This is a genomic window from Mycoplasma sp. CSL7491-lung (assembly GCF_018913965.1).
In the GTDB taxonomy this organism is placed as follows: domain Bacteria; phylum Bacillota_I; class Bacilli_A; order Mycoplasmatales; family Metamycoplasmataceae; genus Mycoplasmopsis.
The window spans coordinates 139401-156761 of record NZ_JAHMHG010000001.1 but is presented as its reverse complement, the minus strand read 5'-3'; the positions used below and the strand labels follow the sequence as shown (position 1 = coordinate 156761).

The following is a 17361-nucleotide window of genomic DNA, read 5'->3' as shown; positions in this document are numbered from 1 at the left end:
ATAAATCACTTTCTTTTTTAATAAACTAAATCTTCATTTTTATTAACTAACTTACTAATAACTGAGTATGTAAAGAAAATTACAAAAGTATTAAATCAAATTTTAATTGGACTAGATAAAATATGTTGAGAAATTCATATAAAAATATCTTTAATGTCACCACTACCTAAAGAGAGAAGATCAGCATAAGAAAGAACAGGAACATTAATTAGCTCTAAAAAGGCGCTAAAAACAATTATCGGAACTATATTTAAATATGTATTAGTATTTAAAATAAATCTACCTATAAATATAAATAAAATCATTAATACAAAACCTGCATTCATTATACCTATTAATCAATATTTATTTTGAATGATACCATTATCAATAACTTTTTCAGGCATATTTAAAACAACTAAAGTATTAATAGCTATAACTAAGATAATAAGCAATATTGATACAAATAAATAAATATTTTTTTGATATTGTAACGCACTTTCGCTAGCTACATATTTCTTTCTAGAATTTAATTCTAAAATTTTTAAAGCAATTTTTTCAGCTAAAATATCATTCCTTTTTAATTTTGCTTCATGATACTTAATCGATAACAAATTAATTTTTCTCATAGTTTTTTGTATTAAATATTCTTTGCTATAGGCTGTTTTAATAATGCTTATAAAATAAAATCCAAAAATACCAGATATGAGACCGTTAATAGCGGTTGCTAATGTATAAAAAGGATTATATCCAGCTGGGGGTATAAATAATAGAGAAAGAAAATCACTAACTATCCCAACAAAAAGACCTACCATAGGACCGAAAATAAAACCAGAAACTTTAATTGGTAAACCAATAAAAGAGAATTTATATGTTGGTAAATTCACAATCGGTACAAGTTGTGCAACTATTATCGTAAAACTAACCGAAATTGCAATTAAAATAGCAACAAACACCATTTTTTTGATTGTTCATTTTGGAAATAAACTAAATTTTTTAAAGCTTGTTTCGATATTATTGTTTGTTGTTTTCATATCTTTATTTTACATTATTTTATGTAATTTAATAACCCTTAGTTAGGCAATTTTACCACTTAGTCTATTTCTATCTTTTTCTATATTTAAGATTGTTGCTTTAATTGTCATTCCAGGATAATATTGATCAAATATCTCAACATTATTAGGTAAATTTAAGTCATTTAAATGAATAAATAATGTTTGTTTAATGCCGATATAAACAAAGAGCCCAAAATCAGTTATATTTTCTATTGTTCCAACTACTTCCGAACCAAGTTTAAGTTGTTCAAGATCAACTATAGAATCTTTTAATAAAAATCCTGATTTATTATTATCTATTTTTTTAAGTGGGTTTCTTAATGCGTCTAAAATCATTTCTATTTCAAATTTGTTAGAATTATATTTTTGAATCAAAGTATTTATATTTAAAAACGAAACATCTATGCCGTTTTCACTTGGTTCTAAGTTATAATCTTCAATAATTTTGTTAGCAAGATTGTAAGATTCAGGATGTATAAATGTTTTGTCTAAATAGTTATCAGAATTAAAAATTCTTAAAAAACCTATAGATTGTTCGAAAGTTTTATCACCAATACCTTTTACCATTTTTAGTTGATTACGGTTAGAAAAGTATTTTATTTCTTTTCTAAAATCAATAATATTATTTGCTAATGTTGAATTAAGTCCTGATATATAAGTCAATATTGACTTAGTTGCTGTATTTATGTCAACCCCTACTTCGTTAACAACTTTTTGAACTTTAAAAGTTAAGAAATTTTCTAATTCTTTTTGATTAACATCATGTTGATATTGGCCCACACCAATAGATTTAGGATCAATTTTAACAAGTTCATTAAGAGGGTCAATAAATTTTCTACCAATATTTATAGCACTTCTTTCTTCTACTGACATATCCGGAAATTCCTCTATAGCAACTTTTGATGCTGAATAAATACTTGCCCCCACCTCGGACACAATAGTTCATTTAATGGTTAATTTATATTCTTCAACTAAGTTGGCAATGAACTTTTCAGTTTCACGTGAAGCTGTACCGTTACCTATTACAACTATATCAATATTATATTTTTTTATTAAATCTAAAACTATCTTTTTAGATAATTCTATTTTTTCTTGTGGCTTATGTGGATACATTTTTTGCTTAGTTATAAAATCACCGTTTGGATTTAGAACTACCATTTTACAACCATTTGCATAACCTGGGTCAATTGCTAAAACTACCTTATCTTGAGTCGCCGGAGCTTTTAATAATTTTTCAACTGAATTAGCAAAAATATTAATTGATGATTCTTCTGCTTTACTAAATAAGTCACTAAAAATCTCTCTTTCAACTGAAGGTAATATTAAGCGTTTTAAAGAATCGTTTATAGCTTCGAAAATATTCTTTCTATTTACTTGTTTTCTATCAATATAATATAGCGCTGTTTTTAATAAATATTCTTGATTGTATTCAAATGTAATTGTAATTATTTTAAGTTTTACCCCTCTATTTATAGCTAAAATATTATGATTTTTAATGTATTTAATTGGTGTTTTTTTATCATAATAAATTTTAAATTTCTCCCCGTCATCAGATGCATTCTTCTTCAATTTAGTAGCGATTAGACCATATTTTAAAATTTGTTCTTTAATAGCTGTTCTAAGTTGAACATTTTGAGATATTCATTGAGCAATGATAAAATTTGCTTGCTCTAGCGCAAACTCAACTGTAGTTACATTGCTGTTCAAATATTTTTCAGCTTCTTTTTCTTTATTAAAATTAGGATTTTTATTATCGTAAATTGATTTTGCTAAAGGTTCTAATCCTAATTTAATTGCTGATGTAGCTTTTGTAACTTTCCCAATTTTAAATGGTTCATAAATAGCTTCCAAATCTGACTTGACCTTTGTGGATAATATAGAATTTTCTATTTCTTTAGTTAATAATCCTTTTTCTTCTAATATTTTTAATATTGACTCTTGACGCTCTAATAATTCGTTAACATATTTATATCTTTTTTCAATTTCATATACTTGTTCTTCGTTCAAACCGCCGGTTTGTTCTTTTCTATATCTAGATATAAAAGGAACTGTATTACCTTCATTTAACATTTTTAAAACTGTTTCAATACTTTTTTTGCTTATTTTTAATTGTAATTCTAATTCTTCAATTGTTTTTCTATTCATAATTTTTACCTTTTATTTTTTAACATATTTTTAAATTTTATTTTTTCTCTAGTGGTTTTAATTTTCATTGCTTGGAATAAATTTTTAACATCTTCGTTATTAATAATTTTAGGCAATCTTTGAGATGATAAAATAAGTTTATTTATTGTTTCTTCTATATTATCTGAATTAATAAACAAAACATGACTAGGTATATCATTTATCTCTATTTTCGTGTTTTCCGGAACAATTACTAACGAAGCATACGGTATATTTTTTTTCAACATTTTTAAAACATGTTTGATATTATTTTTGTTTTGAAAAATAGGATTTTTAACCTTTATTTTCCTCTTTTTTCCTATACTTAAAAATATTTTTTCATTTTTAGCATTACCAGACAATATTCCGTTGTAAAGTTTATACTCACATACCACAATCATTGAATCACTAACTAAAAAACCATCTAGTTCATACTTTTTATTATCATACGAATAAATACCACCTTCAGAAAAAAGAAATGTTTTTTTATCAATTATTTTCTTTATTTTTCTATTTATCACACTTTCAAACAAAAAGCCTTGCTTATTTTTTTTATAATCTATAAAATACTTTCAAAAGAAATAATATCCGATTGATATAATAAATATTAAACCAAATAAAGTAATAAAAAATATACTTAAAATATAGTGCGTATATTGATTCATTTTTCTCCTAAAAAATATATTTAATATTATATATAAAAAATATCCCAAATTGAGATATTTAATTATTATTTACTAGAAGGCTTTTCCATATTTTGTGATTTGTAATTTTTATATGCAATTACTTTTACAACAAACGGGTTAACGACATATTTTGTTAAACCTTGTATAAAAATGTAGAATACAGGAGCAAGTAAATCAGCTAAAATCATTGTTATAGTAGCAGAAATTACTGAATTCATAACCGCGTCTTTTTGTTGAGCAATAGTCATACCATTTGCGGCCACAAGAGAATTAACTGATATATTGGCAGTATCTAAATTTTGAATAAATAAAGTTGAAACTTGTTGAGCAAAACCTCTAGCAGGGTTAATTGCTGCAGAACCACCTAAAATACCCATTCAAACACTCATTGAAATAATAAACATTATAAATAAATCACGATACTTATTATTTATATTTGGTGAAAAAATTGGGAATAATAAAACTGCTGTCATAACTAATTCAACAAATAAAATTCAAAATGTTCCGGCTGTACTCATTGTCGAAACACTTGAACTACCTTGGAATAAATGAAAAGCTTTTTTGGCAGCTCCTATGGTGGTTATTGGTTGATTATATAAAAATCCTTCAGGTGCAGTAGAACTACCGACTCCATAAATAATTAGTCCAGCAATAAAACCGCCTAAAAATTGTATTGATATTTTATAGGATGTATATCAACCATTATTTGTTCCGTTTAAATATCTAAATAACGAAACAGAGGGGTTTAAATCACAACTAAATCTTAAAAATATAAACAATACTAATCCAACTGCGATAAAACCAGCATAAAAACCAACGATAATTGGATGTAATAAATATTCTTCAATAACAACTGCTTTATTATTTAATTGTCCTACGGTCGTGCTTAAACCTGCTAATAAAAGTGATAATAATATTGTTCCTATTAATTCAGAAATACCATGTATTATTCAAGTTCTCACATCTTTAGGTTTTTCTGCATTTTCTCTTTTAGATTGAGAAATTTTGAAAAAACTAAATAAATTTTTAATTAGTGAAACTTTTTGTGCTTCTACTTTATTATCCATTCTTTATTTTTCCGTTATCCATTAAAACTAATGAATTTTCGAAATCTCCTTTTTGAGCAGCATCAGCATTATCAAGTGTAACTTTTGCAATTTGAGTTAATGCTAAATCTGTTAAAAATGCTTGGTGTGATGTTATTAATGTATTTGGTAACTCAATCAATTCTTTTCATTCAGGATCAAGTTCTTTTAATTCATCAATTCTAGAAGAAACATCTTCGTAAAATCTTCCTTCTTCTCTTTCTAGAACATCACTTGCAAGACCTTTAATTTTCCCACTTTTAAGACCTTTTAAAACAGCTGGAATATGTAACAATTCACCTCTAGCTGTATTGACAATAATAACGCCTTCTTTCATTTTTTCTACGGCAGCTTCATCAATTAAATGCTTTGTAGAATTAAATAATGGACAATGTATTGATATAAAATCACTTTGTGATAATAATTCACTTAGTGAAGCTCATTCAAATCCCATGTTTTTAGCTAAATCTGGGAAATTTTCTTCTGCAAAAGCATCAAAAACCAAAACTCTAGCACCTGTAGCTCTTGCAATTTTAATAAATGTTTGTCCTATTTTACCTGAACCAATAACACCAACTGTTGAATTTGCGATACATTTTCCATCTAAACTATTTAATGAAAAATTAAATTTTTCAACTCTTTGATTGGCTAGTAATAAATTTCTATTCAAAGCAGACATTGTGGCAAAAGCAAATTCACCAACACTTTCTGCTGAATAATTAAAAATTCTAAAAACTTTAATACCAAGTTCGTTTGCTTTTTTAATATCAATTTTATTGTATCCCATTGATCTTTGTAATCAATATTTAACACCTAATTTTGATAACACTTCTAAAATAACTTTATCACCATAAGTGTTAACGAAACCACATATTGCATCATATCCCTTAGCTAAAGAAACTGTGTTTAAATTTAAATTTTCTTTAAAATATGTAATTTCATGTCTATTATTATTGTATTTATCAAAATATTTAATGTCATAATCTTTTGCATCAAAAAATGCTATTTTCATAATAAGTAAACTCCTATATTTTGTAATTTGTCAAACTTTATTAAATTATAATATAAAATATTTGTTTTTATAATTGAAATTATTAATTTTATAATGCATAAACTAAATTAAAAACTAATAACTTTTTGTATCAAAATGACAAAAATTCATTAAAAGTTTAAAAAATAAATTTTATTTTTCGAAATAAAAAACATTATTTTAACAAATTTAGTCCGTTTTTACATTTTTTACACTTATTATTTGGAGGTAAAAATGAATGATATTATTTTATATTTTGCAATAAAATACAAAAACGATTATAAACTAATAATGAACGCAATTAAAAATAATGAAAAAATAGATAAAAATAATGAAAAAGAATATTTAAAAATATTAGAACAAAATGGCATCAATTTTTTAACTATTTTAGATGATAATTATCCTAAAAATTTATATTATCTTAAAGAACCATTGATTTGTCTATTTTACAAAGGAAATATTAATCTTTTAAATACTAGCAATAAAATTTATATTATTAACGAAATTTGAAATACTACCACAAACAAATATTTATTGAATAATTATAAAACTATAATAAATGATGCTGTAATAACAACATGTGATTATGCAAAAACTGAAAGAAAAATTGTTGATTATTTTAAAAATAATAAAGGTCGTATAATACACTTTGCTCAAAAAGGATTAGACTCTTATAATTTTATTAATTTTAATTCACTAAACGAACTAGTTATTAGTATATATCCACCAAATACTCACCCAAAGATAAGACATTTTTATGAAACAAACAACATTGCAAGTCTCATTAGTGATAAATTTTTATCATTTTCAATGCAAAAAAATTCAAAAACAAACAATTTAATTAATTGTTTTTTAAATTATGGAAAAGAAATAAATTGTTTCCCAGGTGTAGATATTGAAGACGGTAATAATCAATTAATCAAGTCCGGAGCTAAGCTCGTAACTTATATTTCAAGCATTTTACAAGTTTAAAACAAACTAGCATTTTAACACTAGTTTGTTTTATTCTTTTTTGAAGCAAACTTTAAAAAATTCATAAATAATTTATGTGGTTTTAAAGGTCTAGATGTAAATTCTGGGTGATATTGAACTCCAATGTAAAAATCCTGTGTTGGATCCTCACATGATTCTACTAAATTGTGCTCAGGATTAAAACCAGTAAACTTAAATGTTTCATCTTCGATATCTTTTATATATTTATTTTGAACCTCAAATCTATGTCTATGTCTTTCGAAAATATTATTTTTTTGATAAAACTTTGCAATTTTAGAATTAGGAATAAACTCTGTTTCGTAATCTCCTAATCTCAAAGTTCCGCCAATATTATCATTTTCACTCTTTCCATCAATAAAGTCAAGAACGTAAGTTTCATTAAGTTTATCGTTTGCAAATTCTCTTGAAGTCGCATTTACAATTCCTTTGCGTCTTGCTTGTGCAACAGTCATAGCTTGCATCCCTAAACAAATACCTAAAGTGGGTATTTTATTTCTTTTACAAAAATCGGCCGCTAAAACCTTACCTTCGAAACCTCTTGCGCCAAAACCTGGTAATATAACAACTCCGTCTACATTAGAAAAAACTTCATCTAAATTTTCGCTATTTAAAATTGAAGAATCTATAAATTCTAAATTCAAATTAACACCTAAATGAATTGCTGATATTTCTAACGCTTCATTTATAGATTTATAAGCATCTGTAAACGAGGTATATTTACCTAACATTTTAATATCAACTGTTTTACTTCTTGGTAAATTAACTTTTTTAATAAAATTTTCTCATTCTTTTAGTTTTGGTTTTTTATCTTTTAAATGAAAATGATTTAAAATATTTTGAACTACTTTCTTAGATTCTAAATAAAGTGGCATATCATATATATTTTTTAAATCAGGAGTTGAAATAATGTTTTCAATGGGTAAGTGTGAACTATTAGCAACCTTTTTTATAATTTCGTTAGGAACCAAATAATCTGATCTTAAAAATATCATATTTGGTCTTACCCCCATTCCCTTTAATGCAGAAACTGAAAATTGTGTTGGTTTTGTTTTGAAATCTTTAGAAGTTTTTAAAAAAGGAACATATGTAACATGTATAAAATATGTATTATCTTCATTTTCATAACTCATTTGAGCTAACGAATAAATAAACGGATTAGATTCGATGTCTCCTACAGTTCCCCCAATTTCGACGATAACAAAATCTTTTTTATACTTATCCTCTATATTTTTTATTATTGATATTATTTCATTTGTTACATGCGGAATATATTGAACTGTTTTTCCATTATAAAAACCCTTTCTTTCTTTATTCAATATATTTTGAAAAATTCTTCCGCTTGTATAATTAGAATCTTTGCTAAAGTTCTCGTCAATAAATCTTTCATAATGACCTAAATCTAAATCTGTTTCTCCTCCATCTTTAGTGACGTATACTTCACCATGTTCATAAGGAGACATAACACCAGGGTCAACATTTAAATATGGGTCCAGTTTTAAAACAAAAATTGAAAAGCCTCGTGCTTTTAATAAATTACCTAAAGATGCAGCAGAAACTCCCTTCCCAAGTCCTGAAATTACACCACCGGTAACAAAAATAAATTTACTCATTTTTCCCTCTTTCATTTGATTTATAATAATTGTAATTACTTAAATTTAAAGTATAGCATCATTCAAAATAATATAAAAAAATAAAATGAGTTATTCCCATTTTATTAATTAAATTTATTTTTGTCTTTCAGTGTAAACAGAAACATACTTTCTATTTTTTCTGCTTTCGTATTTTACATATCCGTCGATTTTTGTAAATAATGTATCGTCTCCACCACGTCCAACATTTAATCCTGCATGAATTTTTGTTCCACGTTGTCTATAAATAATTGAACCTGCTGTTGCAAATTGACCATCACCTAATTTAGCACCTAAACGTTTTGAATGCGAATCACGACCATTTTTGGTAGATCCACCAGCTTTTGTCTTTGCCATTTTCTAGTTATTATCCTTTGATTTCAGTAATTTTAACACGTGTATATGGTTGACGGTGCCCTAATTTTCTTTTATGTGTTGATTTTGCATTATGACGATATACAATAATTTTTTTAGCTTTACCTTGTTTTTCGACTGTACCTAATACTTTAGCATTTTTTAAGAAAGGTTTACCAATTTTATCGTCTACTAATAAAACTTTTGTAAACTCAACTGTTGAACCTACTTCGGCTTCAATTTTTTCAATAAAAATTGTTTGACCTTCCTTAACTAAAAGTTGTTTCCCACCTGTTTCGATAATTGCTAACATGCAATACCTCCATTAAAGTGGCTCGTCCTTAGGGTGAGCTTAGCTTCTTTATAAACCCATTTGGTACGGTTACTTAAGAAGTAACATATTCATTATATCAAAAAATATTTTTTTTAGTATTTTAAATATATATTTTATTAAATAAACTTTGTTTTTAATATTAGGAGTGAATTAAGTGTAACTATAAATAAATTGGAATTGTGAAAAAGTTATAAATAGTATTAATTTCTAACTTAATTAATATATAATAAAAACATTGAATAACAAGCAATAAAAGGAGAAATATGTTTAAAATAATTAAAAAAATCTTGCTTTCTTTTGGAAGTTTAACTCTTTTAGGTTTAGGAATTGGCGCTTACTACATTTACAAATGAGTTAAGGATAAACCTAACAAAAAAAATAACAACGAAGAATTACAAAATAATGCTGGTTATGAAGCGAATAATTCTGACTCAAAAATAAAATTAAGTAATGATGTGCGTTATTATAAACCACAAAATGTTACCAGAGTCGGGCACTGAAACATATTAAATTTTGGTGGAGACACATCAAATAAAGGTGGTTTAAAAGTAACAGCAATATCACAAGCTATAATTAAAACTAAATTAGATTTAGTTGGTTTAACTGAAATTAATTACGATGACGGAGATAAAGTAGATAGAATACTAAAAACTTTAAATGAATTAGATTCTAAATCAAAATGAAAATCAATAATTCAACCAATATCTGATTCAAATCCTAGTTCAAATAACGCAACTAAAGAACAAATTGCAATATTATATAAAAGCACTGTTTTAACACCAGAAAAATTTAATAGCGATAAAATTGGCGCATCTTTTGGAAAAGAAAAAGCAAATGATGAAAAAAATGTACAAAGATCATTTAAACGCCCAATATTCGGAGTTCTTTTTAAAGATAATTTATTAGACAAAAAAATAACAACAATATTCGGACATTTAGATAGTCCAGATGTCAAGAAAAATAGTGATGAACAAACATCGAAATACTCAGGACAAGGAACACAAGAGGTATTTGAAGCATCAAGATTAGCTAATGCTTTTGATTATTTTGAGAAATTAACAAATCAAAATTCATCAATTATTTTTGGTGGTGATACTAATATAAAAACTCAAAATAATGAATTATTTTTATCTAGCGATTTTAAAAGTAGACAAATAATAAATTACTATGATGATATGAGAATTAACCAAGTAAATAATGTTAAATCTTATAATAAATATGAATATTATGAAACAAGTTTAGGATCTAAAAAAGGTTATGCAAATGCATATGATAAAATATTATTTAAAGAAAATAACTTAAACATAATTACTGAAGCAGAAAAATTAAATAATATGGATATAAAATATAGAAATTCATGATTTAAACTTGACTTAATAAATTCTTTTAATGATGGTTTTTTTGATAAAAACCAAATGATTAAACTGTGAAAACAATCTCCGGCTTATAAAACACACGAAAATTATAAAGACTTCGAGATAATTCGTTCACAAATTTCTGACCACACACTTGTATGGGTTGATTATGAAAAATAAAAAGTAAATATATTAAAACTTATAAAAGTTAGGAATTTTTAACTCCTACTTTTATAAGTTTTTATTTTAATATTTGACTATTTTAAATATTTTTAAAAAATAATTATTACGTAAAGTTAAAACTATAAAAGTAACAATTAGAGATAAAAAAACTTATTTTTAAAATGTCCATATTTCCACTAACATTACCCTAATAGCATCATATGAGTAATAAAACCTATAAAAGCTAATACACTTGATAAAATCCTTAAAATGATAATAGTAATTATTTCCGGATTAGTAAATACTACCTCTAATAATAGAACTAATAAGTATAATCATAAAAACTTTACTCAATAAAATTGTTAAAGCAATTTTTTATTAAACTCATTTTGCACCTTTCATTTTTTAATTATTTCATCATATTTTTTTAAAAAACGGAAGTAAATAATTAAATCTGCTTTAAAATCTTGTTTCAAAATAAATCAAAGTGGGAAATTAAAGTAAATAATAATACTGTTTTGATTTAAATCATATTCGAATGTTATCGAGCTCAACTTATCTATGGTAAATTAGAGCTCTATAATAAAACAAAAATCTAGAACTTATATTTCTAGATTTTTCCTTTTAATTAATATCCGCCTTTAGAATCTTTACCCTCAACAATTGCTACTGAACGGCTTGTTCCAAATCTTGTAGCACCTGCGTTATACATTGCAATTAAATCATCCATATTACTAATTCCACCTGCAGCTTTAATTAATAAAGCATCTCCAGCAACACGTTTCATAATTTCAACATCTTTTAGATTTGCGCCTCTAAAACTAAAACCTGTAGATGTTTTAATAAATTCTGCTCCTGATTTCATAACAATTTCTGTTGCTTTTTCAATTTCTTTTTCAGTCAATAAAGCAGTTTCGATAATAACTTTTAATACATGTGAACCAATTGCTTCTTTAACTTTTTTAATATCGTTTAAAACATATTCATAGTCACCTTGTTTAAATTTACCAATATGAATAACCATATCAATTTCATCTGCACCGTGATCTATAGCTAATTTTGCTTCTTGAGCTTTGGCTTGTGTAATCATAGCACCTAAAGGGAAACCAACAACACTAGTAATCCCTACTTCGCTACCTTTTAATTTTTCTGAAACATATCTTACTCATGAAGAATTAACACACACTGTTTTAAAGTCGTATTTTTTAGCTTCGTCTATTAATTTATTTAAATCCTTTTCTGTTGCTTCAGGTTTTAAATATGTATGATCTATCATTTTATTGTAATTCATCTCTCTTCTCCTTATTTTAATTTACCTAAAATAATTTTATTTTCAACTTTATTTTTATTTATTTTATACCCTTGTTCTAATTCAGAAACTAATTCTATCGATATTGGATTTGATGAGTATAAGTTAAATAAAACTTCACCTTTTTTAACGTATTCATTTGTTTTTTTAGCAATACTTATTCCTGCTTCAAAATCAATTGAATCCTCTTTAGTTTTTCTACCAGCACCTAATTTCATAGCCACTATACCAAATGTTAAACTATCAAAAATTTCTACATAACCTTCTTCTTTTGAAATAACTTCTAATTTATATTTTGGATTTCAGAAGTTAGGATCTTTTAGTGCTTCAACATCACCGCCTTGTAATTTTATAAACTCATAAAACTTAGCGAGTGCACTTCCATCTTCGATTGATTTTTTAACAAGCGCAATACCTTCTTCATGTGAGTTAGCAATTTTTGATTGTTCTAAAATTGTTGCACATGAAGAGTAAACTAATTCATTAAAATCTTCAGGACCTTGACCTTTAAGTGTTAAAATAGCCTCTAAAACTTCGTTTTTATTACCAATTTCTCTACCAATAGGTCTATTCATATTTGTAATTTCATCTCTAACATCTACATTTAATTCTTTACCAATGTTTATCATTGTTCGAGCTAGTTCAACAGCACTTTTTTCATCTTTCATAAAAGCACCGTTTCCGCATTTAACATCAAGTAAAATTGCATTTGAACCTGTAGCAAGTTTCTTCGACATAATTGAAGAAGCAATCAAAGGTATCGCTTCTACAGTTGCGGTAACATCACGTAAAGCATATAATTTTTTATCAGCCGGTACAAGTTTTGAACTTTGACCAACAACTGCAATTTTATGTTCTTTTACTTGTTTAATAAAATCTTCTTCACTAACTTCTACATTAAACCCAGGAATAGATTCTAGTTTATCAATTGTTCCACCTGTGTGACCTAAACCACGACCACTCATTTTTGCAACAGGAGCACCTATTGATGCTACAATTGGGGCAACTGCTAAAGTTGTTTTATCCCCAACTCCACCGGTACTATGTTTATCAACTTTAATTCCAGGTATTTCTGATAAATCAATAACATCACCAGAATACATCATTTCTTTTGTCATTGTTGCAATTTCTCTTGGAGTCATTGAATTAAAAACTACCGCCATTAAAAAAGCACTAATTTGATAATCAGGTGTTGAACCATCTACATAAGAACTAATCAAAAATTTAATTTCCTCATCACTTAACTCTTGATTTCTTCTTTTTTTATCAATAATATCAACTACTCTCATATTATTTTGCTAAATTTAAAGCAATCTCCATCATTTTTGTAAATGCTGTTTGACGTTCTTCTGACGAAGTTTCTTCGTGTGTAATTAAATTATCACTAATTGTTAATAAACACGCTGCTTCTTTACCTGTTGCTTCTGCATTTGTAAATAATGCGTATGATTCCATTTCGACACAAATGGCTTCAGTATCTTTAATTCTGTCTTCAAGAGGAACAACTGAATAAAAGACATCAGATGAATGAACTCTACCTTCGTTTAAGTTTATATTTAATTTAGATGAAATTTCTCTAATTTCATCATTTAATTTGTCACTTGGTTTAGCAACATTCCCTGGTTTTCCTAAAGCAATTCTTCTAAATGCGTCACCATCAGCGAACGCTTCTGTTGCAAGAACCACTTCGTATAAACCTAAATCTTTTTTATAAGAACCTGCAGATCCAATTCTAATAATTCTATCTACGTCATAAAATTTAAATAATTCGTATGAATAAATTCCGATTGAAGGACAACCCATTCCACTTCCTGCGACTGTTACAGGTTTTCCTTTATATGTTCCGGTATACATAAACATATTTCTAACTGAATTTACTAATTTATATCCTGGATCTAAAAATGTTTCAGCAATATATTTAGCTCTTAACGGATCTCCAGGCATAATAACTGTTTTTGCAATTTCTTCTTTTTTTGCACTAATATGTGGTGTCATATTTTCTCCTATTTCTAACATTGTAATTTGGGTTATTTACATTGCATTTTACAAAGGAATATAATAGACTAGTATTAATATTAAAAAATAACCAATATTATTTTAACACTTTAAAAATAAAATGGTTATTTTTTGTTTTTCATCCCATAATTAACGCTTTATAACTTCGTTTGTATCTAAATTTATTAATATGCTTGGGACGTTAGTTCCTAGTCCGAAATCATAAACGTTTTTAACTTCCGGAAAAACTTCTTTTGCTTGTTCAATTTTAATTGGAGGAAATCCCGATTTATTAGCACTTGTCATATAATGTGGACCATTTTTTAATAAAAAATCGATTAATTTTTTATTATTTGGCATTCTAAAACCCTGATTATTTACTATGATAGTCGTCGCTCCCGGCCATTCTTTTTGTGCTATTTTTTTTGCTGTTTGATTAAATTGGCCAAACTCTAAAGCTTGTTCTATTGAACCAACTAAAATTATTATTTTTTTATTAGAAGGTCTATTTTTTAAAAAATAGATTTTTTCTAAAACTTTATCATTTACCTTGCCACCAATACCAACAACTGTATCAGTACTACAAATTATAATATCATCAAAATTATTCATATAATTATTTTAATACTTTTTAATATTTAATATAATAAAAGCATGCCAGAATATCCAGAAGTTACAGTCGTGCAAAGAGCATTAAACAAACATGTTCAAGACAAAAAAATATTAAAAGTAGAAGTTAAAATTTCGAAATTAATAAAAAATACAGACGAAAAAAATTTCATTAGTTTTTTAAAAAACAAAATAATATCTAATATTGAAAATATTGGTAAATTTTTAATATTTAATTTTAATGATAAATCAAGGCTTATTTCTCATTTGAGAATGACAGGGAAATATTTTGTTAGAGATATCAATGACCCTGCTTTATACGCTTATAGAGGTGATTGTATTTATTTCACATTAGATAATCAAAAAGTACTTGTGTATAATGATTCAAGAATGTTTGGAAGTTTTGAAATTTTACCAAGCGAAGATCAAAGAAGTATTTACGAAATTAAAAATCTTGCTTTTTTACCTGAAAGTGTAGATGTTGATGCATTATTTAATAAATTAAAAAGAAAAACAATCAGCATTAAAAAAGTTCTTTTAGATCAATCTCTTGTTTTAGGAATTGGTAATATTTACGCTGACGAAAGTTTGCACATGACAAAAATTTATCCAATGACTCCTGCTAATAAAATAACAAAAAATGAACTTAAACAACTTTTGATTAATGCTCAAAAAGTAATGGATCAAAGTATTATTCATAACGGTAGCACAGTTAATTCATATGCATCGGTCAACGGAATTAGTGGTGAGTTTCAAAATTTCTTAAAAGTTTATGGAAGAGAAAACCAAATATGTAGCACTTGTCAAAGCGATAAAATAGTTAAAGTAAAATTAGATTTTAAACCTAACGGCAGAGGAACAAGTTATTGTCCAACATGCCAAAAGGAGAGATAATGCAAAAAAAACTAACTATAGTAGTAGATATGTTGAATGGTTTTGCAAAATTCGGACCACTTTCGAGTCCGTTAATTAAAAATATTATCCCAAATATAAAAAGCGTTTTAAATAAGGCGGAAAACATTATTTTCTTAGCAGATGCACATAGCGAAGACGATCTTGAAATGAAATCATATCCTCCGCATTGTTTAAAAGGTACACCTGAAGCCGAAATAGTGGAAGAGTTAATTGATTTCGTTGAAGAAGATAATAAAAACGTTATTTACAAAAATACAACAAATGGTTTCTTCGAGATTAGACCCGATTATTGAGATAGATTTAATAGTTTTGAAATAGTAGGGTGTTGTACCGATATTTGTATTTTGCAATTAGCTTTAAGTTTAAAAATGTGATTAAATAAAATTAATTCAGATAAAGAAGTAGTTGTAATAGAAAATTCTGTAGCAACATTTGATTCTGAGAACCATAACGCAAAGGAATTTCACCAAAACGCATTAAATATTATGAAAAATGCAAATATAGTGATTAAATAATGAAAAACACAATTGATATACACGGCTTCACACATGAAGAAGCATTACCAAAAATACAATTAAAAATTTTAGAATTGTTAAATAACAAACACGATCATATCAAAATAATTACAGGTAAAGGAACAGGAGTTTTACAAAATTCAGTGGAAAATTTTATTATCGAACACAATAAACACGATGAAATAAAATTGTCTTATACAGTTACTAATAATGGCGGTACCTATATAATAAGAAAAAACAATGATATAGAACAAGATTATTGCTATGAAGACGATTATTACGAATTAGATCAAGAAGATATTGATAGTATTTTCGAACAAATAGATGATTGAAGATAGGAAAAGATGAATTTAGAAATATTATTTGAATTGCAAAAAAAATTAGACGCAAAGATACATCAAAAGAGAAAAATAACACACCCTGAATTTAGCGATAAAAATATAAAAACACAAAAAATGCTTGCTTTAATTATTGAAGCAGCCGAATATGTTAATGAAGTTCAAAGTTTTAAATATTGAAAGAATAATAAAAACATTAACATTGAAGCAATTAAAGAAGAATTCGCTGATTTAATGCATTTTTTGATAACTATAGGGTATGAACACGATGTAAACCCTAATTTTGAACCAAAAATAATTAGCAATGATATAAATGAACAATTTAAAGAATTATTTATAAGTATAAGTAATTTAATTTCTAACTCTAATTCACAAAATGTAATATATGTATTTGAAATAGCCTTAGGTTCATTTACTATGCAAGGATTTAGTTTTTCCGAACTATTTTGATCATATTTTAAAAAGAATCAAAAAAATTACAAAAGATTATATTCAAATTATTAATTATAGTATAATTTAAATATGCCTTAGTGGTGGAATTGGCAGACACAGCGGACTCAAAATCCGCCGGAATTTTCCTTGCAGGTTCAAGTCCTGTCTGAGGCACCATATATATTTAAAATATACCAATTAATAGCAACTTGTAAAATAGTTGCTATTTTTATTTAGATTAAATTTATTTAAAAAATTTACTATTTAACATCATATAATTTAAACTTTTAAGAAAAATTGCTAGTTGCATATAAATTTACACATCATATTATTTATATGAGCAATTATATTTAATTGGTTGAGTTGGTAAAATTACTACAATAAAATAATTTGACTTTTAAAATTGTTTATAATATAAATATAC

18 protein-coding genes and 1 tRNA gene are annotated in these 17361 nt (G+C 26.1%); 7 read left to right on the top strand and 12 right to left on the bottom strand.

Annotated elements, in window-relative coordinates:
• Positions 1 to 17: 17 nt before the first annotated feature.
• The 5 genes from KQ876_RS04255 to KQ876_RS00710 all read right to left on the bottom strand — a co-directional run bounded on the left by KQ876_RS04255 (position 18) and on the right by KQ876_RS00710 (position 5980).
• Complete coding sequence (locus KQ876_RS04255; protein WP_205851947.1) at positions 18 to 1013, bottom strand: ECF transporter S component; 996 nt, start codon at positions 1011 to 1013, stop codon at positions 18 to 20.
• 42 nt (positions 1014 to 1055) lie between these two features.
• Positions 1056 to 3179, bottom strand: coding sequence for a Tex-like N-terminal domain-containing protein (locus KQ876_RS00725; RefSeq protein ID WP_216489835.1), 2124 nt, complete (start codon positions 3177 to 3179; stop codon positions 1056 to 1058).
• 5 nt (positions 3180 to 3184) lie between these two features.
• Positions 3185 to 3862, bottom strand: a complete 678-nt coding sequence (locus KQ876_RS00720; RefSeq protein ID WP_216489833.1) for an NERD domain-containing protein — start codon at positions 3860 to 3862, stop codon at positions 3185 to 3187.
• Positions 3863 to 3927: 65 nt separating this feature from the next.
• Positions 3928 to 4950, bottom strand: coding sequence for an aquaporin (locus KQ876_RS00715; protein WP_216489831.1), 1023 nt, complete (start codon positions 4948 to 4950; stop codon positions 3928 to 3930).
• Positions 4943 to 5980 carry a 2-hydroxyacid dehydrogenase gene (locus tag KQ876_RS00710; protein ID WP_205851951.1) on the bottom strand — a complete coding sequence of 346 codons (1038 nt, stop codon included), beginning with the start codon at positions 5978 to 5980 and terminating at the stop codon, positions 4943 to 4945. The genes KQ876_RS00715 and KQ876_RS00710 overlap by 8 nt, the downstream gene beginning before the upstream one ends.
• Positions 5981 to 6232: 252 nt before the next feature.
• On the opposite strand from KQ876_RS00710, the gene KQ876_RS00705 reads away from it, so the two are divergent.
• Positions 6233 to 6970, top strand: a complete 738-nt coding sequence (locus KQ876_RS00705; RefSeq protein ID WP_205851952.1) for a DNA processing protein — start codon at positions 6233 to 6235, stop codon at positions 6968 to 6970.
• 20 nt (positions 6971 to 6990) lie between these two features.
• On the opposite strand, the gene KQ876_RS00700 is transcribed toward KQ876_RS00705, so the two are convergent.
• The 3 genes from KQ876_RS00700 to rplU all read right to left on the bottom strand — a co-directional run bounded on the left by KQ876_RS00700 (position 6991) and on the right by rplU (position 9286).
• Positions 6991 to 8601, bottom strand: a complete 1611-nt coding sequence (locus KQ876_RS00700) for a CTP synthase (protein ID WP_205851953.1) — start codon at positions 8599 to 8601, stop codon at positions 6991 to 6993.
• Positions 8602 to 8715: 114 nt separating this feature from the next.
• The gene (gene rpmA / locus KQ876_RS00695; protein ID WP_174892985.1) at positions 8716 to 8976 is read right to left on the bottom strand and encodes a 50S ribosomal protein L27; all 261 of its coding nucleotides are present in this window, start codon (positions 8974 to 8976) and stop codon (positions 8716 to 8718) included.
• Between the two features lie 10 nt (positions 8977 to 8986).
• Positions 8987 to 9286, bottom strand: coding sequence for a 50S ribosomal protein L21 (gene rplU, locus KQ876_RS00690; RefSeq protein WP_205851954.1), 300 nt, complete (start codon positions 9284 to 9286; stop codon positions 8987 to 8989).
• A 284-nt stretch (positions 9287 to 9570) separates the two neighbouring features.
• Here rplU and KQ876_RS00685 point away from each other — a divergent pair, with 284 nt between their 5' ends.
• Positions 9571 to 10842, top strand: coding sequence for an MnuA family membrane nuclease (locus KQ876_RS00685; RefSeq protein WP_205852490.1), 1272 nt, complete (start codon positions 9571 to 9573; stop codon positions 10840 to 10842).
• Between the two features lie 610 nt (positions 10843 to 11452).
• Here the strand turns inward: KQ876_RS00685 and deoC are convergent.
• From deoC to KQ876_RS00665, 4 genes are all read right to left on the bottom strand, one after another.
• On the bottom strand, positions 11453 to 12115 hold the full coding sequence (gene deoC, locus KQ876_RS00680; RefSeq protein WP_216489829.1) for a deoxyribose-phosphate aldolase: 663 nt from the start codon (positions 12113 to 12115) through the stop codon (positions 11453 to 11455).
• Positions 12116 to 12126: 11 nt separating this feature from the next.
• Positions 12127 to 13422 (bottom strand): pyrimidine-nucleoside phosphorylase, encoded by a 1296-nt coding sequence (locus tag KQ876_RS00675; RefSeq protein WP_216489827.1) that lies wholly within the window; start codon positions 13420 to 13422, stop codon positions 12127 to 12129.
• A gap of 1 nt (position 13423) precedes the next feature.
• Positions 13424 to 14128 (bottom strand): purine-nucleoside phosphorylase, encoded by a 705-nt coding sequence (gene deoD, locus KQ876_RS00670; RefSeq protein ID WP_205851958.1) that lies wholly within the window; start codon positions 14126 to 14128, stop codon positions 13424 to 13426.
• Positions 14129 to 14278: 150 nt separating this feature from the next.
• Positions 14279 to 14740 (bottom strand): L-threonylcarbamoyladenylate synthase, encoded by a 462-nt coding sequence (locus KQ876_RS00665; RefSeq protein ID WP_216489825.1) that lies wholly within the window; start codon positions 14738 to 14740, stop codon positions 14279 to 14281.
• 42 nt (positions 14741 to 14782) lie between these two features.
• On the opposite strand from KQ876_RS00665, the gene mutM reads away from it, so the two are divergent.
• From mutM to KQ876_RS00640, 5 genes are all read left to right on the top strand, one after another.
• Complete coding sequence (mutM, locus tag KQ876_RS00660) at positions 14783 to 15631, top strand: bifunctional DNA-formamidopyrimidine glycosylase/DNA-(apurinic or apyrimidinic site) lyase (RefSeq protein WP_216489823.1); 849 nt, start codon at positions 14783 to 14785, stop codon at positions 15629 to 15631.
• Positions 15631 to 16167 (top strand): isochorismatase family cysteine hydrolase, encoded by a 537-nt coding sequence (locus KQ876_RS00655; protein ID WP_216489821.1) that lies wholly within the window; start codon positions 15631 to 15633, stop codon positions 16165 to 16167. Before mutM ends, KQ876_RS00655 begins: the two co-directional genes overlap by 1 nt.
• On the top strand, positions 16167 to 16505 hold the full coding sequence (locus KQ876_RS00650) for a Smr/MutS family protein (RefSeq protein WP_216489819.1): 339 nt from the start codon (positions 16167 to 16169) through the stop codon (positions 16503 to 16505). Before KQ876_RS00655 ends, KQ876_RS00650 begins: the two co-directional genes overlap by 1 nt.
• Positions 16506 to 16511: 6 nt before the next feature.
• Complete coding sequence (locus tag KQ876_RS00645) at positions 16512 to 17009, top strand: dUTP diphosphatase (RefSeq protein ID WP_205851963.1); 498 nt, start codon at positions 16512 to 16514, stop codon at positions 17007 to 17009.
• Positions 17010 to 17029: 20 nt separating this feature from the next.
• Positions 17030 to 17114 (top strand) — tRNA-Leu (locus KQ876_RS00640).
• The last annotated feature ends 247 nt before the right edge of the window (positions 17115 to 17361 follow it).